Raw genomic sequence first — 21,382 nt, forward strand, 5'->3', positions numbered from 1 at the left:
TCAGTCCGTCGGTGGATCAGTCCGTGGGGAGGAGGACGCGGAAGGTGGCGCCCTGGCCGGGGGCGGTGACGAGTTCGACGTGGCCGCCGTGGGTCTGGACGATGGCGGCGACGATGGACAGCCCGAGGCCGGAGCCGCCGGCGCCGGATCTGCCGCGGGCCCGGCTGCTCTCCACGCGGTAGAGGCGTTCGAAGACGCGGTCGGCGTGTTCGGCGGGAATGCCGGGGCCGGTGTCGCTGACCTCCAGTACCGCGAAACCGGCCGCCGCGATCGGCACCGTGTCCGGCGCCACGGCCGGCATCGGGGCCTGCTGCGGCCGGCCGTTGCGGGGGTGCGCGGCCTCGGTGATCGGGGGCGGTGCCGCGGGGGTCCAGCGGCCGACGCGGATGGTGATGCGGGCGTCCGGGGGTGTGTGGACCAGCGCGTTGTTGACCAGGTTCGTGGCGACCTGGCGGAGGCGGTGTTCGTCGCCGAGCACGGTGACCGGCTCGAAGTCACCGTCGTCCGGACCGAGTGCGGCCAGCCGGATCGGGCGGCCGGGGGCGCGGGCGTGCGCGTCCCGGATCGTGTCGGCCGCGATCTGCAGTATGTCGACCGGCCGGCGTTGCAGCGGGCGCTGCTCGTCCAGCTTCGCCAGCAGCAGCAGGTCCTCGACGAGCAGGCCCATCCGGGCCGCCTCGGACTCGATCCGGCTCATCGTCTCGTCCAGCACCGGGCCGGGCGGGGAGCCGCCGCGCCGGTACAGCTCCGCGAAACCGCGGATCGAGGTCAGCGGCGTGCGCAGCTCATGACCGGCGTCCGCGACGAACCGGCGGAGCCGGGCCTCGGACGCGGTACGCGCGCTCACCTCCGCCTCGATCCGGGCCAGCATGGAGTTGAGCGCGACGCCGAGACGGCCGGGTTCGGTGTGCGGGTCCGCGTCGTCGGCGCGGTGCGACAGGTCGCCGGTGCTGATCCGGGCGGCCATCGCCTCCATCCGGGTGAGCGGGTGCAGGCCGAGCCGGACGACGACCGCGGCGACCAGGCCGAGCAGCAGCAGCACGACCAGCTCGACGGCCAGGTTGATCAGCAGCAGGCCGTCCGCGGTCCGGTCGATGTCCTCCAGCGAGGCGCCCTTCAGCGTCAGCAGCGTGACCGGTGTGTCGTTGACGAGCAGTGAGTTCTCCTGCACGGTGATCCGCCAGTTGGTGCCGTCGGTCATCCGTACCGTGGCCGGGTCGGTCTTTCCGGCCTGCGCGAGCACGTCGGACTGCGCGACCTGCGCGTCGTCGCTCTGCCGGTCGGTGCAGAGCAGCGTGCCGTCCGACCGGTAGAGGCTGAGCAGCTGCTCCGGACCGGCCAGCGGGCCGGGCCAGCCGTGACCGCGCTGCGGCGGACCGCCGGGCAGGAAGTCGGTGGCGGAGTCGGAGTCGGACGACGTGTCGCAGATCCGGTTGATCATCATGACCGGGTCCTCGATCCGGTTCACCAGCCGGTCGTCCAGTTGGTCGGTCATGTAGCTGCGCAGCAGCCAGACACCGGCCAGGTTCGCGAGCAGCAGCGCCACCGCGGTCAGCGACGCGATCACCAGCACCAGCCGGGACCGCAGCGTCCAGTGCCGCCACCGCCGGAGCCGCCAGAGACTCACTCGTCGGCGCCCCGGGGCAGCCGGAGGGCGTAGCCGACGCCGCGGACCGTGTGGATCAGCGGGGGTTCCCAGCGGTCGATCTTCTTGCGCAGGTAGTAGACGTAGGACTCGACGATCCGGCCGTCGCCGCCGAAGTCGTAGCTCCACACCCGGTCCAGGATCTGCGCCTTGCTGACCACCCGGCCCGCGTTGACCAGCAGGTAGCGAAGCAGGTTGAACTCGGTCGGGGACAGCTCGACCAGCTTGCCGCCGCGGCGGACCTCGTGCGCGTCCTCGTCCAGCTCCAGGTCCGCGTACCGGAGCAGGCCGTTGTCCTCGGACTCGTCCGCGTCGCCGCGGCTGCGGCGCAGGATCGCCCGGATCCGCAGCACGACCTCCTCCAGGCTGAACGGCTTCGTCACGTAGTCGTCCGCGCCGACGGTGAGCCCGGAGATGCGGTCCTCGACCGCGTCGCGTGCGGTCAGGAACAGCACCGGCACCGGCCGGGCGCCGGACCGCAGCCGCTGAGCGACCTGGAAGCCGTCCAGGTCGGGCAGCATCACGTCGAGCACGACCAGGTCCGGCTCGAACTCGGTGGCGACGGTCAGCGCCTCGTGCCCGCCGTTCGCCACCCGCACGTCGAAGTGGATCAGGCGGAGCGTGGCCGACAGCAACGCGCAGATGTTCGGCTCGTCGTCGACGACGAGCACCCTCGTCGGCCGTGCTTCGGTCTGCTGCCGCACCGTGTTGCCTCCTGCCGTACCCCACCGGATCGTGGACACCGGCTCCAACATCTATCGAAAGTGCCTCGGAGCCAGGTCGGAGAAAACTGAACAAAATCTTAGAACCGCAGCCCGACGGGGGTACGGAGATCAGCTCGCCACCAGCACGGACTCACCGGCGGACAGGCCCGAGACGATCTCCGCGTACGCGTCGCCGACCAGCCCCACGGTCACGGTCCGCGTGCTGTCCACGCCGTCGGCCCGGACCGTCACCACGCCGGCTGTGCCGGACACGTCCCGGAGCGCCGAGGACGGCACCCGCAGCACGCCGACGACCTCGGAGATCGTGACCGTGGCCTGCGCGTTCTGCCCGATCAGCACGTCCTCCGGCACGGTGTCGAAGGTGATCAGCGTGCCGTAGGTGACCATGCCGTCCGTGACCGTGCCGGCCGGGTCGACCTGGGTGACCGTGGCCGTGAACGTCTCACCGGGCCGGTCCGCGAGCGTGACCGCGGCGACCTGGCCGACCTTCAGCCGGCCCGCGTCCGCCTCCGGGAAGTCGGCCTGCACCTCCATGCCGCCGATGTCACCGAGCGAGACGAACGTGCTGCCGGCGGCGGCGGTGCTGCCCACGCCACCGGCCACGGAGAGGATCTTGCCGCCGACCGGCGCCTTGAGCACGGCACCGGCGAGCGCTTGCTCGGCCTCCGCCAGCGCCACCTCCGCGCTGTTCACCCTGGTCTGCGCGGAGTAGAGAGCGTCGCCGCCGGTGCCGCCACTCCGGCCGCCGCCGTTCGCGGTGCCGCCGCTGCCGGTCTGATCGCCGGTCGCACCGCTGCCGGTCTCGCCGGTACCGCCGGTTTCACCGGTGCCGCCGGTTTCACTGCCGGTCGAGCCGCCGCACGCGTCACCGGTGGAGCCGGTGCCGCCGGTCGAGCCGCCGCCGGTCGATCCGTTTCCGCTGGAGCCGCCATTGGAACCCGGGCCGTTGGAGCCGGGGCCGGCCGACGGGCTGCCGCCGGTCGCCGGGCGGGACGGTGTGCCGGACGGCGATGGGCTGGTGGACGGCGACGCGGACGGCGACGGTGAGGACGAGGCGGACGGCGACGCGGGCACGGTCACGTACATCGTGACCGTCTCGGTCACCGTCACCGTGACGGCCGGTGCCGGGCTCACGCTGCCCGTGGGTGGCGGCGTGGGCGTGGTGCCGGCGGTGGCGAAGGAGTAGATCGCGCCGCCGCCGGTATCCGATACGCAACTGGTGCCGGACGAGGCCGACGCGGTGGACAGTGCCTCCCGCGCCGCGGTCAGTTCCTCCTCGGCCTTGTCCACCGCCTCCCGTGCGTCCGTGTCGTCCACCTCGGCCAGCACGTCGCCGGCCTTGACCACGTCACCGATACGTACGTTGACCGCGGTGACCTCGCCGGACGTACCGAAGCTGAGGCTCCGGGTGGACGCGGGCGCGAGCGTGCCGGTGGCCGCGACCGCGAGCGTCACGTCGCCGGTGTCCGCCGCGACCAGCGACGGCCCGTCCGCGGCCGACTCGGCGCCCGAGGTCAGCGCGTAGGCGGTGGACGCGCCCGCCACCACGACCGCCGCGGCGGCCACGCCGGCCGCGATCCGCATCCGTCGACCCCGCAGCACCACGCCCACACCCCATCCGGTCGTCACTCGACCGGCGAAGTCTCGCCACCGCGCCTCGCCACCGGCTCGACCCCCGCTGGGCGCCGGCTCAGAGCCACGATCGGGCGTGCTCGTCCTCGACGCTGAGCCAGCCCTGTTCGTCTCCGACGCTGAGCTAGCCCTGTTCGTCTTCGACGCTGAGCTAGCCCTGTTCGTCTTCGACGAAACGAGGGCGGGCGATGGCCAGGCCCGCGGTGGCCTGGAGCACGGCGACGGCGGCCAGGAAGAGCATCGGGACGGTCCAGGTGCCGGTCAGGCCGTAGAAGTAGCCGACCAGCAGCGGGCCGAGCGCGGCAAAGAGGTAGCCGATGCTCTGCGCGAACGCGGACAGCGCGACCGTGCCCTCCGGTGTCCGGGCGCGCAGCCCGAGCACGGTCAGCGCCAGCGGGAACGCGCTCTGGCCGACGGACAGCACGACCACCCAGAGGTACGCGCCGGCGCGCGGCGCGAGCATCATGCCGAGGTACGCGACGATCATGAGGCTGGCCAGCACGAGGATCAGGCCGTGCAGGCGGCGCAGCCGGGCCGCGAGCGACGGCATGATCAGGCCCATCGGCACGCCGACCACGGACAGGACGCCGAGCAGCACGCCCGCGTTCTCCGGCGAGAAGCCGGCGTCCCGGAACAGCGTGGGCAGCCAGCCCATGGTGGCGTATCCGCTGAGCGACTGCGCGCCGAAGAAGATCGCCATGGCCCAGCCCAGGCGGGTGGCTCCCGGCCGTACCCGCGCGGTGATCTTTGCGCCGGGAACCGCCGGCACCGGGGCGGCCGAACGACGGCGCAGCGCGGCCGGCAGCCAGAGCGGGATCGCGGCGAGCGCGAGGATCGCCCAGACGCCGAGACCGGCCCGCCAGGAACCGAACGCGTGCGCGATCGGCACGGTCGCGGCCGCGCCGATCGTGGCGCCGATCGACATGGAGACCGAGTACATGCCGGTGATCAGACCGGTCCGCTCCGGGAAGTGCTGCTTGACCAGCATCGGCATCAGCACGTTGCCGATCGCGATGCCGGAGAGCGCGAGCGCGCCGGTGATCACGAAGACCATGGCCGAGCCGGTAGCGACGCGCAGCGCCTGGCCGATCACCAGCGCGGCCATCGCGCCGATCAGCACGCGCGGCGCGGCGAAGCGGCGGACCAGCACCGGCGTGAACGCGCCGAAGACCGCGAACGCGATGGTCGGCATGGTGGTGACCACGCCCGCCATCAGGCCGGAGAGCTGCAGGCCGTCGCGGACCTCGGTGAGCAGCGAGCCGACGCTGGTGATCGAGGTACGCAGGTTGAGCGCGACCAGAAGCATGGCGGCGAGCACGAGAAACGTGCCGCGGGCGCGTCCGCGCACCGCGGGGGCGACGGCGACGGCGGGTTCCAGCACCATGGGGGAGGTCGACACGAACCCATCGTAAATTCATGGGATGAATTAGGGCCACTTTTCCGGAGGATGGTGGGGAATGACATACCGGCTGGTGGAGCGGGTCATCGAGGAGCTGCGCGCCAAGGTCGCGTCCGGCGAGTGGCCGGTGGGTGGCCGCATCCCGACCGAACCGCAGCTGGTGGAGGCGCTCGGCGTCGGCCGGAACACGATCCGCGAGGCGGTGAAAGCGCTGGTGCACGCGGGCGTGCTGGAGACCCGGCAGGGCTCCGGGACCTACGTGATGTCCAGCGACGAGCTGGCCGGCATGGTCGGCCGGCGAATGGCGGACGCGGAGTTCGCCGAGGTGGTCGAGGTGCGGCGGGCGTTCGAGGTGGAGGCGGCCCGGCTGGCCGCGGTGCGCCGCACGCCCGCGGACGTGGCCGACCTGGAGCGCGCGCTGGACCGGCGGGAGGCGGCCTGGGCGGCCGGGCGGCTGCACGAGTTCGTCGAGGCGGACGTGGCGCTGCACGCCGCGATCCTGGCCGCCGCGCACAACGAGATGCTGGCCGGGCTGTACGCGTCGTTCCGCAGCGCGATGCGGGCCACGGTGGCGCAGTCGTTCCAGGACGAGGGGATGACCGCGGAGAGCTACGTCGACCACGGGCGGCTGGTCGCGGCCATCCGTGCGGGGGATCCGGAACTGGCCGCGAAGGAGGCCGGGGCGTACCTCGAATAGCCCTGCGGCGATCTGGGCAATACGGTGATGCTTCCCACCCCCTCACTTGCTTCGGAGCTCGAAGTGCGATCGATCATCCAGGGTTTCAAAGACTTCATCATGCGCGGCAACGTGATCGAGCTGGCCGTCGGTGTCGTCATCGGCACGGCGTTCACCGCGGTGGTCACGTCGTTCACCAAGTCGTTCCTCGAGCCGCTGATCAAGCTGGTCACCGGCGGCACCGGCGATTTCAAGGGCTCCTGGGTGCCGACCGCCGGCGTGGAGTTCGCCTACGCCGCGTTCATCAACCAGCTGATCACGTTCGTCCTGACCGCCGCGGTCGTCTACTTTTTGATCGTCTTCCCGATGAACAAGCTGGCCGAGCGCCGCCGGCGCGGCGAGGAGCCGGAGCCGAAGGCGCCGAGCGACGAGGTCCGCCTGCTCACCGAGATCCGCGACGCGCTGATCGCCGGTAACTCGGACCCGGATCGCCGCGCCGCCATCGACGAGGCGATCCGCCGGGAGCACTTCCCGCCCCGGGGCTGACGAACCTCCTGGCAAGATCACACACCCCGTCGAACATGTGTTCGATAGGGTGTGTGGCTATGGAGCAGCGAAAGCACTGGTGGAACGGCAAATGGGGGCGGATCGCCCGCAAGGACGTCTTCCTCCGGGTGAACGGGGACACGTGGCACGTCGAGGCGCGCGCGGGCGGCGCCGAGGGGGTGTCGCGGTTCTTCGAGTTCGGCGGCGAGGACGAGGCGCTGGAGGCGGTCCGGGCCATGCTGAACGGCCCCGGCACCTGGCGTGAGCTCTCCACCCGCGACTGAGCCACCCGGGCTTGAGCCACAATTGTCGACTGATGCGCACGCTGATCGTCGACAACCACGACTCGTACACGTACAACCTCTTTCAGCTCATCGCCGGCGTGACCGGCGATGAGCCGGACGTGGTCCGCAACGACGAACCCCTGCCCGACCTGCACGGGTACGACTGCGCGATCATCTCGCCCGGCCCCGGGCACCCGGGCCGCGACGCGGACTTCGGCACGTCCGCGCGGCTGCTGGCCCGCCACGACCTGCCGGTGCTCGGCGTCTGCCTCGGCCACCAGGGCATCGCGCTCGCCGCGGGCGGCACGGTGACGCGGGCGCCGGAACCGCGCCACGGGCACCTCACGCGCGTCCGGCACACCGGCACCGGCCTCTTCGCCGGGCTGCCGCAGGACTTCACCGCGGTCCGCTACCACTCGCTCGCGGTGCCGGAACCGCTGCCGCCGCGCCTGGTCGCGACCGCCTGGGCCGAGGACGGCGTAGTCATGGGCCTGCGGCACACCACCCGGCCGTGGTGGGGCGTGCAGTTCCACCCCGAGTCGATCGCGTCCGCGCACGGCGAGGAGATCATCCAGAACTTCCTGCGGCTCAACGGCCTGCTCCGGCCGCGTCGTCGTCCCGTTCCACCGGCCGCTCCGGCTCCGCCGGCGCACGACCAGCAACCCCTGGCCACGGTACGGGTGGAGCACCTCCCCGACCCGGAGGAGTTGTTCGCGCGGCTCTGCGGCGACTCGGTGCCGGCGTTCTGGCTGGACAGCAGCCTGGTCGCGGACGGACTGTCGCGCTTCTCGTTCCTCGGCACGTCCCGCGAGACGCTCTCCTACCGCGCCGGCTCCGGCACGGTGCAGATCACCACGACCCGGCCGGCGCTACTCGCCGCCGCGCCGCCGGCGGCCGCGTCACCGGGCGCCGCATCACCGGCCGCCGCGCCGCCAGCCGCCAGCCCAGCATCCGGCGCTGCGGGGCCGGCCGGTGGCGCAGGGCCGGCCGGTGGCGCGGGTGCCGCCGGGGGCGTAAGGGCCACCGGTAGCCCGCAGGCGGCAGGCGGCGTGGAGGCCGCCGATGGCCTGGAGGCGGTCGGTGGCGCGGAGGTGCGTACCGAGGTGGGATCGATCTTCGATGTGCTGCGGGCGGGGCTGGCGGCGCGGCGGGTTGCCGGGACGGGCGACCTCCCGTTCGACTTCGCCGGTGGTTATGTCGGTTATTTCGGATACGAACTAAAGAATGACGGCGTGCCGGGCGCACATACGGCACGTACCCCCGATGCGTTGTGGGTTCTTGTGGACCGGTTCGTGGTCCTGGACCATGTCGAACGGTGCGCGTGGGCGGTCGCGCTGCCGTCGGACGACGCCGGTGCGTGGGTCTCGGAGACCGCCGAGTTGATCTCCGCGATCCCGGCCGCGGTGAAACGGGAGGCCGGGCCGCGACCGCTGGTGGACCCGGCGCCGCTTCTGGGCAAGAGCCGGGAGCGATACGTCGCGGACGTCGCCGAGGCGCAGGAGCGGCTGCGAGCCGGCGAGAGCTACGAGATCTGCCTGACCGACCGGCTGACCATGGCCGATCCGGACGCGACCGACCTCGCGCTCTACCGGCGGCTGCGGCGGAACAACCCGGCACCGTACGCGGCACTGCTGCGCCTCGGCGAGGTCAGCGTGCTGAGCTCGTCGCCGGAGCGGTTCCTGCGCGTGCTGCCGGACGGCACCGCGGAGAGCAAGCCGATCAAGGGCACCGCGCCGCGCTCCGCCGATCCGGTCCGCGACGAGGAGCTGCGCGTCTCGTTGCCCGGGGACGCGAAGACCCGGGCCGAGAACCTGATGATCGTCGACCTGGTCCGCAACGACCTCGGGCAGGTGTGCGAGGTCGGCTCCGTGCGCGTGCCCGCGTTCATGGCCACCGAGTCGTACGCGACCGTGCATCAGCTGGTCTCCACGATCCGCGGACGACTGCGGCCCGGTGTGACCGCGGTCGACGCGGTGCGCGCCTGCTTCCCGGGCGGCTCGATGACCGGCGCGCCCAAGGAGCGCACCATGCGCATCATCGACGAGCTGGAGGACGGGCCGCGCGGCGTCTACTCCGGCGCGCTCGGGTACCTCAGCCTGACCGGCACGGCCGACCTGAGCATCGTGATCCGCACCGCGGTCCGGCACGACGGCATGCTGACCATCGGCGCGGGCGGCGCGATCGTGCTCGACTCCGACCCGGCCGGCGAGTACACGGAGATGCTGCTCAAGGCCGCGACGCCGCTGACCGCGCTCAACCCAGGCTCGTCACCCGGTACACGCTGAGGGCACCCTTGTCGTCGATCAGCGCGCCCACGTCACCGGCGAACGCGGCCTCCCTCGGCAGCCCGGTGCTGAACTCGGCGGTGCCGGTCGCCTTGCCGGTCGAGATGTCCCAGACCCGGGCCACCCAGGCGGTCTGCGAGGTGATGCCGACCTTGATGCTCACGCTCAGCGCGCGACCGTCGCGGATCGCGTAGACGTCGTTGTCGCCGAGGTTCGCCACCTCCTTGCCGTCCAGGCCGAGCAGCTTCACGTCCTGCATGGTGTCGAAGAACTGGTTGCCCCACAGCACGCCCTTCGGCGTGGCGAACCAGCCCTCGTCCACGCTGAACTCGACCGGCTGGCTCCACACCTGGCGGCCGTTCGTGGTGTCGATCGCGACCGTGCGGTACTGGTCGTTCGCGCTGTCCACGGCCACACACACCACGTGCTCGCCGCACGGCTTGACCCGGTCGACGCTCTCGCCGGCCTCCAGCCGCAGCTGCCACTTCTGCGCGAAGTCGTTCAGCCCGTAACCCGCGACGGTCGGCTGTGCCTCGACGTCGGTGCTGATCAGCCCGACCACCAGGCCGTCGAACGCGGTCCAGAAATCGTCCTCGATCGGCACCGCGCCCGCGCCGGACGTGCTCTTCGCCGTACCGGTGGCCATGTCGATCACCCGGATCCGCCGGTCATCGGTGAGCTGCACCATCGAGACCGACGACGCGGAGAGCGAGTCGAAGTGCCGGTACTCGGTCGGCGGCAGCATGCCGGCGCCCTGCTTCGGACCCTGCTCGCCGACCCACTCGCGCAGTGGCTCGGCCCGGTGGTCATCGATCGACAGGTGGTCGTCGACGCCGGCGGTGCTCCAGACGGTCTTGCCGGTCTTCAGATTCATCCGGTAGAGCTGGTAGCCGTCGAAGACGCTGGTCCGTTCCAGCACCGCCTCCGCGCCGAGGAACGCGACGTCGAGCGTGTCCGCGATCGGGAAGGTCCGCACCGTGGCGCCGTCGGAGCGTTGCAGCACCGCGCGGGTGTCGTCCCCGTCGTGCGTGGTCGCGCCGTCCGCGTCCAGCAGCAGCAACTCGTCCAGCACGGTCAGGTGCACCTCACGGCCGGCGATCTCGGCGGTCTTCTTCCACAGCTGCGCGCCGTCTGCCGCGTTCACCGCGACCACCTCGGTGGTGATGCCGATGACCCGCGCGTAGTACACGGTCGTACCGGCCGCCGCGACCGTGACGGCCCCGCCGCCGAGCTCGATCGGCTGGCCCACGCGCACCAGCTCACCGTCCGCCGGGACGGCACCGGCGCCGCTCAGCACGTCGGTGAGGGGGGAGCCGTTCGCTAGCGCGCCGTCCCGGACACCCGACAGCCAGCCCTGGACCGTCCGGGTGACCACGGTGCCGCAGGTCGCGACGGCCGCGACCACGGCACCGACGGTGATCAGTGCGATCACCCGCCGCCGGGTCCGCCTCCTGATCTTTTTCGGATCAGGCAGATCCACCGGTACGTCACCGGTGTCGCCCTTCCCGGCCCCGCCGCCGAGGCCGCTCACGCCGGATGACGGTCCGCCCGCGGCCGGCTGCTGCCAGCCGGGTGGTGCAGCGCTCCAGCCAGAGGCCTGCCCGGAATACTGACCCACGGCCTGACCAGGGAATTGACCAACCGCCTGGCCGGGGTATCGGCCCGGCGGATAACCCGGGGCTGCACCGGTGGTTCCGCTCTGGCCGGGTGTCTGACCCGGTGCCGGCGGCGAGACGGGCATGCCGGAAACCGGCGCTCCCGAACCCTGCATACCGGTCTGGGCGCCACCGGGTGCCGGCATCCCCGGGAGCGGGGGTGTGCCGGTTGACGGGTAGCCGGACGGGGACGTCGGAACCGCGGAGACCTGGGCGGACGCGATCGGGCCGAGGTGGTCGTTGGCCAGCGCGCCGTAGGCCACCGGCAGCTCGGGCTGTTCCGGCACGGACGGCACCACGCCGAAGCGCGCGTGCAGCCGGCTCGCCACCAGCGGGATCCGGCTTGAGCCGCCGACCAGCAGGATCGTGTCGAGCTGGGCGGACGCGATACCGGAACGCTCCAGCACCCGCCGCGTCTCGTCCACCGCGCGGGCCACCAGTGGGCCGGCGACCCGCTCCACCTCGTCGCGCGTCAGGTGCAGCGGCTCCTCCTGGCCGGGCACCCGCACCGGCGCGCTGGTCAGGCGGGACAGCATCTCCTTGGCCGCGCGCACCTCGCCCCAGAACGCCTGGCGGTCGCGTCGCTCCGCCGCGGTCGAGGGCGCGGAGAGCCGGCGCCACGCCTCCGGGTGCCGGGCCGCGACCACGTGGCCGAGGTGCCCGACCAGCGCGTCGTCGACATCCAGGCCGCCGAGGTCGTCGAGGCCGCCGGTGGCCGCGACCCGCCAGCCGCCCGGCTCGCGGCGCACCACCGTCACGTCCAGCGTGCCGCCACCGAAGTCGAAGACCGCGACCGCGCCGCCGACCGGCACCTGCTGGCCGACCACCTGCGTGCAGTAGGTAGCGGCCGCGACCGGCTCGTCCAGCAGCCGCACGTCGCCCAGGCCCGCGCGCCGGGCCGCGTCGGCCAGCACCGCGCGGCGGGGGCCGCCCCAGTCCGCCGGGCAGGTCAGCACCGCGCCGGCCGGGTCGACACCGGCGGTGCGAGCCTCCTCCGCCACCCGGACCAGGATCGCGCGCAGCAGGTCCGCCACGCTGGCCTCGGCGGTGCCGAGCAGCACCGAGCCCTCGTCCACCCGGCGCTTCGGGTGTGGCTCGAACCGCTCCGGCTCGCTCGCGCCGAGGCGGGCCGCGTCGCGACCGGTGTGCACCACGCCGTCGGCCGCGAGGAACACGCCGGACGGCAGGATCGGCGAGCCGTCGAACAGCAGCGCCCGCACCGGCTGCCCGGCCCGCTCCACCACCGCCACCGTGTGCGTGGTGCCCAGGTCCACAGCCAGCCGCGCCGGTCCGCTCACTGCTATCTCTCCCCCGCCTGCCGATCACCACACCCCGGAGCGGGAGCCTACCGATGACCTCCGACAGGTTTCGACACACGGACGCCCGACCCCCTACGACCCGAACGGCCGACCGGATTACTTCGCACGCTCCGATACAACTCAATAACGTGAAATTTCGGACGCGGAGTGCCCGCCTCACCCCTCCGTATGACGAATCCGGCAGGAAGGAGCGCCAGCGACAACCGGGTGCCCGCGGGAACGGCTCTGTTACTCGTTCGCCGATACTCGCCGCACTCGGCCGCGTTGCAGCAGGCCGGCCGTGTTGCGGCAACCCGGCCCCGTTGCAATCGGGCGCTCCGCGCCCGAAATATCGCGATATCCAACCTCGCATTGCGGCTCTCCCGCCGGCGAACGACGCCGCTCACCCCTGAGTGATCAATCAGTGGAGCGATAGGGATATCAACTTCGCCAAATGATCTCCTTTTCGCTCCACTGATTGATCACACAGGCTTCTAACCCGACGGCGGATGCGATAACCAGGCTCAGCGGTCGAAGACCTTATCCGGAAATTACGGGCGGCCAGCGCACCTAGCCGTTACGTAGGCCGGTCCGGCACCACGGTGGCGTGCGGGCCGCCGAGCCGACGGGCCGCCCGGCAGCGCAGGCCGACGGACCGTCCAGGCCGCGAGTCACCCAGGCCGCGGGCCGCACGGCTGGCACACGCGGTAGGCGCCACTGCGGCAATCGGCAACAGAGCCGGCATCTGCGGGGCCCGGCCACGCTGAACGCGGGAGGAAACGAAGCGACCGGACGCGAAACGGTAGAAGCGCCGGAAAGCGGCCTCGCCGGGAACCGGCATCGAACCGGCGAAACCGGCACCACCGCAGCCGGGCAACCGGCGCCGAGAGCGGCCACGAGCCGACCCGCTCAGAGCGCGGCGACGCGGAAGCGGGAGACGACGTCGTCGGCGGGGAGGGGGCGGTCGAAGTAGTAGCCCTGGGCGAAGCGGTAGCCGAGTGCGTGCAGGCGGGATGCCTGGTCGGCCGTTTCGACGCCCTCCGCGACCGCGTGCAGGTTGAGTCCAGCGGTGATCTGGATGAGCGCGGTGACGATCACCGCCTGCTGGCCGTGGCCGCCGATTCCGGCCACGAACGACTTGTCGACCTTGATGACGTCGACCGGGCACGTGGTGAGCAGGCTCAGCGACGAGTGACCGGTGCCGAAGTCGTCGAGCGCGACGCGGAAGCCGAGCCCGCGCAGCGTCCGCAGGCTCTCCACCGCGGGACCGCCGTCGAAGACCGCGGTCTCGGTGATCTCCAGCGTGATGCTGGACGGCGCGACGCCGTACTCCGCGAGGATCGACGTGACCAGGTCCGGGAAGCCGGGTGAGCGCAGTTGCCGGGCCGAGACGTTCACGTTGACCTCGACGTCGACCCGGTCGACGGTACGCCAGGAGATGATCTGCCGGCAGACCTCGCGCAGCGCCCACTCGCCCAGCGTGTCGATCGTGCCGCTGCGTTCCGCGATCGCGATGAACCGGTCCGGCGGGACCATCCCCTCGGTCGGGTGCCGCCAGCGCATCAGCGCCTCCACCCGCACGGTACGGCCGGTCGGCAGCTCCACCACGGGCTGGTAGAGCAGGTGCAGCTGCTGGCGTTCGATGGCCTGGCGCAGGTCGGCCGCGAGCCGCGCCTCCTCGGCCGCGATCTGGTCCATGTCCGGGTGGTAGCCGACGAACACCGCGCCCTTCGCCTTCGCCACGTACATCGCGACGTCCGCGCGCCGGAGCACGTCGGCACCGGTGGCCGCGTTGCCGTTGTCGGCGAGCCCGATGCCGGCGCTGACCTCCAGCTGATGCCCCTCGATCACCACCGGGCGCTGCACCCGTGCCGCGATCTCCGCGCACCGTTCGCCGGCCGAGGCCGCGTCCAGGCCCGGCATGAGCACCGCGAACTCGTCGCCGCCGAGCCGTGCCACGGTGTCCTCGGTGCGGACCGCGTGCAGCAGCCGCTCCGCGACGATCTCCAGCAGCCGGTCACCGGCCGCGTGACCGAGCCAGTCGTTGACCGCCTTGAAGTCGTTCAGGTCGATCAGCAGTACGGCGAACCGCTCGCCGTCCGCGGTCGCGGCGTCCACCCGCGCGGCGAGCAGTGCCCGGTTGGCGAGGTTCGTGAGCGCGTCGTGCGAGGCCTGGTGCGCGAGCTGGGTCTGCACGGTGTCCAGGTCGTTCCACGCGCTGCGCAGCGCGGCCAGGTTCGCGTCGACGGTGGCGAGCAGCCGCGCGTTCTCCCGGAGCACGGTCAGCTGGCGCACCATGACCAGCGCGGTGAGCGAACCGAACGTCACCGCGATGATGATCGGTTCGGACGGTCCGCCGAGCCGGTCGTGGACGAGCAGGCCACCGGCGGCCAGCACCGCGATGTACGGCACCAGGCTGACCTTGATCCGGCCGAGCACCGGCTCCGCGCGGGTCCCGGGCGCGCGGCGCTGCCGGTCGGCCGCGAGGATGACGGACAGGTAGGCGATCGGTACGGCCAGCATGCAGCCGTTGAGGTAGGGCCGGGTGGCGAGCGCGGGACTGAGCGCCGCCGTGGCCGCGCTGCCGAACGTGCCGATCGCGAGCAGGTGCAGCGCGTGCGGGTCGACGCCGCCGGTGCCGGTGAGCGCGACCTTGACGAACGCGACGAGCGCGACGGCCGCGACCGCGACGATGGCGATGAGCGCGAAGTCGGAGCCGGTCGAGGAGCGCCAGGTCTCGATGTGCCGGAGCGAGAAGTGCCAGCCGAAGAGCGCGACCGTGACCACGATGACGCCGGCGTCGAGCGCGAACCGGAGCCGCTCACCGCCGGTGCGGTTGCGGCTGGGCAGCCGGAGGAGTCCCCAGTACACGGCGATCAGCCCGGCCGCGAAGATCAGCGCGCTGCGCGGGCTCGTACGGGTGGGTTCGGCACCGGCCAGGGTCGAGTCGTAGCCCATGCTGACCGACCCGGCGAACACGAACGCGCTGGCCACGGCGATGGCGGCCCAGAAGCGACGCACCGCGGGGCCGGCTCCGGGGGCACGGGCGGCGGCGCGGCACTCGTACGCGGCGAGCACTCCGAGGACCGGCAGCGGCAGCCAACCGAGCACCGGGACGGACCACACGTGCCACATCCCGGCCACGCACCAGGTGGTGGCGGCCACGGTGAGCACGATCGCGGCGACGATCTGCGGCGTCGGCCGGAACGGGCGCACGACGGCACCTGTTCCCACGCTCACGTACCACCTCCGCTGCGGCCGGTTCGCCCGCGGGCCGCCGCGCGACCCACAGGCGTCCCATCGGCACCCGTGCGGCTACCTGAGTGATTCCTTGAGGCGATAGACCATGGCCTGCTTGCGTCGCGTCTCCTCGAGCGCTTTCGGCACCGGTACGTCGTAGGCCGCGATCCGCTCGAACAACTCCTCCGGCAGGTAGCCCCGCCGGGCGTCGCCGACCAGCACGAGCGCGCCGGCCCGCGCGGCCCGGCGCAGGAACGCCCGTGCCCGGCCGGCCAGCGCCTCGGTGTAGAAGAGGTCACCGGCCAGCACCACGTCGTACTCGTCGGCCGCGGTGTGCGCGGCCGGATCGAGCAGGTCCAGCCGCCCGGTGCCGACCGGCACGCCGTTCGCCTCCGCGTTGAGCCGGATCGCGTCCAGCGCGTCCGGGTCGACGTCGGTGGCGGTGACGGCCCCGGCCCCGGCGCGCGCGGCCGCGACCGCGATCAGCCCGGACCCGGCCGCCAGGTCCAGCACGCGCCGGCCGGCGACCAGGTCCGGGTGGTCCAGCACATAGCGGGCGAGGCCCTGTCCGCCGGCCCAGGCGAACGCCCAGAACGGTGGCGGACGGTCACTGGAGTACGCGCCGTTCTGGTGCGTCCACAGCCCGACCCCCGGTCCGGCCTGGTAGAGCCGGAGTTCGGGCAGGAAGGGCAGGTCGGCGAGGCGGGCGTGCTCAGTGACGTTGCGGGACATCGCCGCATTGTGCCGGACCGCGACTACAGCAGCCGCCGTGCGGTGGAGAAGCCGTACACCTTCGACACCACCACACCCTTCCGTGGCGTGGCCGCGTGCACCATCTTCCCGTCGCCGAGGTAGATGCCGACGTGCCCGGACTGCGGCAGCACCACGTCACCGGGGCGCAGGTCGGCACGGCGCACCTTCTTGCCCTTCCGCGCGATGCCGTGGCTGGAGTGCGGCAGCTTGACACCGGCCTTCTTGTACGCGACCGACACCAGGCCGGAGCAGTCGTACGAGCCGGGTCCGGCCGCGTTCCGCCGGTACGGCTTGCCGACCTGGTCCAGCGCGTACTCGACGACTCGGCCGAGTTCGCCGGTGGGCCGCACGCCCGGGCGGTGCTTGCCCTTGCGGTACTTGACCTTCGACGCGCTGCCCGCCTTCCGGTCCCGGGCCTCGTGCCACCGTCCGGCGCGCTTGCGGGCGTCGCCGGTGTATCGCCGGGCCTCGGCACGCATGCGCTGCTTCTGGTAGGTGCCGGTGCGCCGGGTCAGGCTCGGCCGCGCGGTGACCTTCTCGGCGCGCTGCGCCGTGCGGGCCTGCTGCGCCACCGTGGCCTTCCGGGCGCGCTGCGCCGCCTTCCGAACCCGCTGCGCCGCCGCTTCTCGGGCCCGCTGCGCCGCCGTGGCGCTCCCGGCCGAGCGTGGCGCGGCCCGGCGGGCCGTGCGTTCGAGACCGCGGGCGGCGCCGGCCGGCCCGGCGTGGACCTCGCCGCCCTCTGCCGCCGGGCGTGGATGGATGCCGGTCCGCAGGCCGATCAGCCGCAACGGCCGGTCGGCCGGCACGGCGGCCCGGGTCACGGAGTCGCGCTCCGCGCTGGATGAGGCCGCCGCCGCGGTATGCCGTTCGTCCGCGGCGTGCGAGTCGTGCGCGGGGCCGGCAGCGGCGATCCCGGCGACGGTGAGCGCCAGGACGCCGGTCAGTGCCCGGCGCGTCGTGGGGACGTGCGTGATGCCTCCCAGGTCGGTCCGGGGCACTCTCGCGCATCCCCGGCAACCGGCGGCCTGAACCACCGGTGGTCGCGTCCGCAACGCTGCGGCACGGCCTGGGAACCCGGACGTCTGACTGTTTCGGCGTTCATTCTGCGCACGCCAATTGACAAAGCGCATGAATTCCGGCAAATACGGAATAAGGCGAGAAAATGTCGCGGTACGTCGGCCGCGTCGCGATTGGCGGCCGACTAGCGCGCCCGTACCGCCTTATTGATCTTGGAATTCAGCGCGCGGCGGGAGATCGGGCCGAGGTCGTCGACCACCTCGACCAGCACCGCGAGCTGCTCCAGCGCGGCCATGGCGTGCTCCGAGCCGGTAGCGTCCACGCCCGCGTACAGCTCGATGCCGACGAACGCGGCGGAAACCGCCTTCGCCAGCCCGGCCAGGTCCGCGACCTCCGCGAACGGCGAACCGGTGAGCAGCCGCCGGAGCACCGACTCGATCTCGTCGACCCACAACTGCAACGACGCGGAGACCGGCTCGGCCAGCTTCGGATCGCCCTGCGCGGCCGCGAGCAGCTGGGCCAGGATCGAGACGTTGCCCAGCTCCCGCTCGCGGACCTGCAGCTTCCGGCCCACGTCCAGCAGCTGGCGCAGCGACGTGACATCGGCGAACTCGGCCGCGTAGACCGCCACCCGGGCCGCGGTGTGCATCCTGCAGGACGCCGCGAGCAGGTCGTCCACGCTGCCGAAGTGGTAGAACACGAGCGCCTGGTTGACGCCGGCCGCGGCCGCGATCGTGCGGGCCGAGACGCCCTTGATGCCGTGCTCGGCGACGGCGGCGAGCGCGCCGTCCAGCAGCCGCTGCTTGGTGTCCGACATCGGGCCCCCATTCGTGATTGCCATCGACCGTACCGGCCGGGTGCGGCGGCGCCGCGGACACGTCCCTGAGCAGTTGCGCGACAGGGGCCACGCCGGGCGGCCGGAGACACCAGCCGGTGGGCACGCCTTGTCCCGTATGGCCGTCCAGCGCGAGTCCGTCCACACAGGCGCCCAGCGCGGATTGCACCACGCGAACGGCGGCCTCGCTCAGGAAGCGGGTGCCCAAAGCCTGGCGCCGCGTTGAGTAACCGGGTAGAAACATCACGTCCCTCTTCTTCATCAGGCCGGTCGATGCCGTCACGTGATAGAGAGCGCTCTCACACGGACCGCTGCAGCTGGTCTTTGATCTTGATTGGCAGGCAGATGGGCACCATTTCCATGCGGCGACGGGCGATCTCGCTCGGCGTCGTGACAGCGGCCGTCACCGCGGCGGGGGTGATCCCTCAGCCCGGGGTGGCACTGGCGAACTGGGGCGGCGCCCCGGACTTCGGGCCGAACGTCTTCGTCTACGACAGCACCACCCCTGCGGCCGAGATCCAGGCGCGCTTCGACACGCTCTTCGCGGAGCAGGAGCGCAACGAGATGGGCACCAGCCGGTACGCGGTGCTGCTCAAGCCCGGTTCCTACGACCTCGACGCGCGGCTCGGCTACTACACCACGATCGCCGGCCTCGGCACCTCACCGGACGATGTGGACATCACCGGCGCGGTCCGCGTGGTCGGACAGCCGGACCCGGGCTCGGTCGCGGGCATCTCCGCGCTCACCAACTTCTGGCGCGGCGCGGAGAACCTCGCGGTGACGCCGACCGACTGGTCGAACCAGTGGGCCGTCTCCCAGGCGTCGCCGATGCGGCGCGTGCACGTCAAGGGCACGCTCTGGCTGGAGCCGGGCAACGGCGGCTTCTCCAGCGGCGGCTACATCGCGGACTCCAAGGTGGACGGCGTCACCATCAACGGGTCGCAGCAGCAGTGGCTGACCCGTGACTCCGAACTCGGCGGCGAGTGGACCAACGGCGTCTGGAACCAGGTCTTCTCCGGCGTGACCGGCGCACCCGCGCAGGGCTTCCCGGACCCGCCGTACACCACACTGCCGACCAGCCCGGTCACCCGGGAGAAGCCCTACCTGCACGTGGATTCCCGCGGCAAGTACCGGGTGTTCGTGCCGGGGCTGCGGCGCAACTCCGCCGGCACGACCTGGGCCGCCGGTGCCACCGCGCCGGGCCGCTCGCTGTCGATCGACGACTTCTACATCGCGAAGCCCGGCGACTCGGCCACTCGGATCAACCTCGCGCTCGGGCTCGGCAAGCACCTGCTGCTCACGCCGGGCGTCTACCACCTGCGCGACTCGATCAAGGTGACCCGGCCGGACACGGTCGTGCTCGGCATCGGCATGCCCAGCCTGGCACCGGACACCGGCCGCGCCGCGCTCGAGATCGCGGACGTCGACGGCGTGCGGATCGCCGGTGTACTGGTCGACGCCGGCCCGCGCGAGTCGGAGACGCTGGTCACGATCGGCTCGCCGCGGTCGTCCCGGGACCACTCGCGGAACCCGATCTCGCTGCAGGACGTGTTCTTCCGGATCGGCGGCCCGTGGGAGGGCAAGGCGCGCACCAGCCTCGCCGTGCACAGCGACGACACGCTCATCGACAACATCTGGGTGTGGCGCGGCGACCACGGCAACGGCATCGGCTGGACCCGCAACACCGGCGACGTCGGCGTGGTCATCAACGGCGACGACGTGATCGCGTACGGCCTGTTCGTCGAGCACTACCAGAAGTGGCAGACGATCTGGAACGGCGAGCGCGGCCGGACCATCTTCTACCAGAGCGAGCTGCCGTACGACCCGCCGTCGCAGGCGGCCTGGACCAGCCCGACCGGTCCCGGCTGGGCGTCTTACAAGGTGGCACCGCACGTACGCACCCACGAGGCGTGGGGTCTGGGTGTCTACTCCTACTTCAACCAGGGCGTGGACATCCGCGCGGCCCGCGGCATCGAGGCCCCGGTCCGCCCCGGGGTCCGTTTCCACAGCGCCGTCACGGTCTTCCTCGACGGCAGCGGCGGCATCGAACGCACCATCAACGACGCCGGCGCCCCGGTCATCGGCACCTACGGCACCAGCCCGATCGTGAACTACCCGGCTTAGCCGTTGGCCCGGGCCAGGCGCATCAGCAGCTCGATGTTGCTGCCGGTCTTGCGGAGCTGACCGAGCAGCTGCTCGATCGCCTGGCCCTGGTCGGCCGCGGCCAGGGCGCGGCGGAGGCGCTGGACGACGACGAGTTCGTCCGGCGCCAGCAGGATCTCCTCGCGGCGGGTGCCGGTGGCGTGCAGGTCGACCGCGGGGAAGACGCGGCGCTCGGCGATCTTGCGGTCGAGCTTGAGCTCGGCGTTGCCGGTGCCCTTGAACTCCTCGAAGATCACGGTGTCCATCTGTGAGCCGGTCTCGACCAGCGCGGTCGCGATGATGGTGAGCGAGCCGCCGTTCTCGATGTTGCGGCCGGCGCCGAGCAGCTGCTTCGGCGGGTAGAGCGCGGTGGTGTCCAGGCCGCCGCTCAGCGTCCGGCCGCCGGACCGGGCCTGGAGGTTGTAGGCGCGGGCCAGGCGGGTGATCGAGTCGAGCAGCACCACCACGTCCCGGCCCTGCTCGACCAGGCGCTTCGCCCGCTCGATGGCCAGCTCCGCGACCGCGGTGTGCTCGTGCGGCGGGCGGTCGAACGTGGCCGCGGCCACCTCGCCGTCGACCGAGCGCCGCATGTCGGTGACCTCCTCGGGGCGCTCGTCGACCAGCACCACCATCAGGTGCACCTCGGGGTGGTTCGTGCTGATCGACCGCGCCAGCGACTGCAGCACCATGGTCTTTCCGGCCTTCGGCGGCGAGATGATCAGTGCGCGCTGGCCCTTGCCGATCGGCATCGCAAGGTCGATCACCCGGCTGGTCAGCGCGTCCGCGTCAGTCTCCAGGCGGAGCCGCTGCTGCGGGTAGAGCGGGGTGAGCTTGTAGAAGTCGGGGCGGCGGCGGGCATCGTCCGGGTCGCCGCCGTCGACCGTGAAGACCTTGGTCAGCTGGTTGCCGGCGGCACCGCCGGTCAGCCGGTCACCGCGGCGCAGGCCGTGCCGGTGGACCAGGGACATCGGCACGGTCACGTCCTCCGGCGACGGCAGATAGCCGTCGACCCGCAGGTACGCATGCCGGTCCTGGATGTCCAGCAGGCCGTCGACCATGGCGAGGTCACCGGCCGGCACCTGCTCCTGCTGGGGTTTCTTCGACCGGCGCCGGGTCGTGGTGTGCCGATCAAGTGTGCGGGTAGGGCTCATCGACGAGTCTCCTTGAGGGTAGGAATCGCTCAATCCGAACAACGCCTCGGAGAGCGATCGGAAAAGTGTGCGGGCCGCCCATGTGGTCGAGCGGCGGAG

Annotated in this window: 14 protein-coding genes and 1 pseudogene; 5 read left to right on the forward strand and 10 right to left on the reverse strand. The window is 72.2% G+C overall.

Annotated features, from left to right (window positions below):
* Positions 1–16: 16 nt before the first annotated feature.
* From J2S42_RS20670 to J2S42_RS20685, 4 genes are all read right to left on the reverse strand, one after another.
* Positions 17–1,627: a sensor histidine kinase gene (locus J2S42_RS20670; protein WP_307241543.1), complete on the reverse strand. Its 1,611-nt coding sequence runs from the start codon at positions 1,625–1,627 to the stop codon at positions 17–19.
* Positions 1,624–2,400 (reverse strand): response regulator transcription factor, encoded by a 777-nt coding sequence (locus J2S42_RS20675; RefSeq protein ID WP_307241545.1) that lies wholly within the window; start codon positions 2,398–2,400, stop codon positions 1,624–1,626. Before J2S42_RS20675 ends, J2S42_RS20670 begins: the two co-directional genes overlap by 4 nt.
* 78 nt (positions 2,401–2,478) lie before the next feature.
* Positions 2,479–3,975: a permuted SH3 domain-containing protein gene (locus J2S42_RS20680; protein WP_307241547.1), complete on the reverse strand. Its 1,497-nt coding sequence runs from the start codon at positions 3,973–3,975 to the stop codon at positions 2,479–2,481.
* A 178-nt stretch (positions 3,976–4,153) separates the two neighbouring features.
* Positions 4,154–5,386 carry a CynX/NimT family MFS transporter gene (locus J2S42_RS20685; protein WP_370879414.1) on the reverse strand — a complete coding sequence of 411 codons (1,233 nt, stop codon included), beginning with the start codon at positions 5,384–5,386 and terminating at the stop codon, positions 4,154–4,156.
* 73 nt (positions 5,387–5,459) lie between these two features.
* Here J2S42_RS20685 and J2S42_RS20690 point away from each other — a divergent pair, with 73 nt between their 5' ends.
* The 4 genes from J2S42_RS20690 (at position 5,460) to pabB (ending at position 9,192) form a co-directional block, all read left to right on the forward strand.
* Positions 5,460–6,098 carry a FadR/GntR family transcriptional regulator gene (locus J2S42_RS20690; RefSeq protein WP_307241549.1) on the forward strand — a complete coding sequence of 213 codons (639 nt, stop codon included), beginning with the start codon at positions 5,460–5,462 and terminating at the stop codon, positions 6,096–6,098.
* A gap of 72 nt (positions 6,099–6,170) precedes the next feature.
* Complete coding sequence (gene mscL, locus J2S42_RS20695; RefSeq protein WP_307248901.1) at positions 6,171–6,623, forward strand: large conductance mechanosensitive channel protein MscL; 453 nt, start codon at positions 6,171–6,173, stop codon at positions 6,621–6,623.
* 59 nt (positions 6,624–6,682) lie between these two features.
* Positions 6,683–6,907 carry a hypothetical protein gene (locus tag J2S42_RS20700; protein ID WP_307241551.1) on the forward strand — a complete coding sequence of 75 codons (225 nt, stop codon included), beginning with the start codon at positions 6,683–6,685 and terminating at the stop codon, positions 6,905–6,907.
* 32 nt (positions 6,908–6,939) lie between these two features.
* Positions 6,940–9,192 (forward strand): aminodeoxychorismate synthase component I, encoded by a 2,253-nt coding sequence (pabB, locus tag J2S42_RS20705; RefSeq protein WP_307241553.1) that lies wholly within the window; start codon positions 6,940–6,942, stop codon positions 9,190–9,192.
* On the opposite strand, the gene J2S42_RS20710 is transcribed toward pabB, so the two are convergent.
* The 5 genes from J2S42_RS20710 to J2S42_RS20730 all read right to left on the reverse strand — a co-directional run bounded on the left by J2S42_RS20710 (position 9,161) and on the right by J2S42_RS20730 (position 17,972).
* On the reverse strand, positions 9,161–12,145 hold the full coding sequence (locus tag J2S42_RS20710; protein WP_307241555.1) for an Hsp70 family protein: 2,985 nt from the start codon (positions 12,143–12,145) through the stop codon (positions 9,161–9,163). The two genes, pabB and J2S42_RS20710, sit on opposite strands and share 32 nt — an antisense overlap.
* Positions 12,146–13,054: 909 nt before the next feature.
* Positions 13,055–15,385 (reverse strand): putative bifunctional diguanylate cyclase/phosphodiesterase, encoded by a 2,331-nt coding sequence (locus tag J2S42_RS20715; RefSeq protein ID WP_307241556.1) that lies wholly within the window; start codon positions 15,383–15,385, stop codon positions 13,055–13,057.
* Positions 15,386–15,460: 75 nt separating this feature from the next.
* Complete coding sequence (locus J2S42_RS20720; protein WP_307241558.1) at positions 15,461–16,117, reverse strand: class I SAM-dependent methyltransferase; 657 nt, start codon at positions 16,115–16,117, stop codon at positions 15,461–15,463.
* A 23-nt stretch (positions 16,118–16,140) separates the two neighbouring features.
* A complete protein-coding gene (locus J2S42_RS20725) occupies positions 16,141–17,136 on the reverse strand; it encodes a C40 family peptidase (protein ID WP_307241559.1) in 996 nt (331 codons plus the stop codon).
* 203 nt (positions 17,137–17,339) lie between these two features.
* Positions 17,340–17,972 (reverse strand): TetR/AcrR family transcriptional regulator, encoded by a 633-nt coding sequence (locus J2S42_RS20730; protein ID WP_307241561.1) that lies wholly within the window; start codon positions 17,970–17,972, stop codon positions 17,340–17,342.
* A 363-nt stretch (positions 17,973–18,335) separates the two neighbouring features.
* Between J2S42_RS20730 and J2S42_RS20735 the strand changes: the two genes are divergently transcribed.
* On the forward strand, positions 18,336–20,114 hold the full coding sequence (locus J2S42_RS20735; protein ID WP_307241562.1) for a pectate lyase-like domain-containing protein: 1,779 nt from the start codon (positions 18,336–18,338) through the stop codon (positions 20,112–20,114).
* Here the strand turns inward: J2S42_RS20735 and rho are convergent.
* Positions 20,111–21,223 (reverse strand): annotated as a pseudogene (rho, locus tag J2S42_RS20740) (transcription termination factor Rho); the annotation flags it as partial. The gene J2S42_RS20735 and the pseudogene rho sit on opposite strands and share 4 nt — an antisense overlap.
* Positions 21,224–21,382: the final 159 nt, after the last annotated feature.

It is taken from the genome of Catenuloplanes indicus (assembly GCF_030813715.1).
Taxonomy (GTDB): domain Bacteria; phylum Actinomycetota; class Actinomycetes; order Mycobacteriales; family Micromonosporaceae; genus Catenuloplanes; species Catenuloplanes indicus.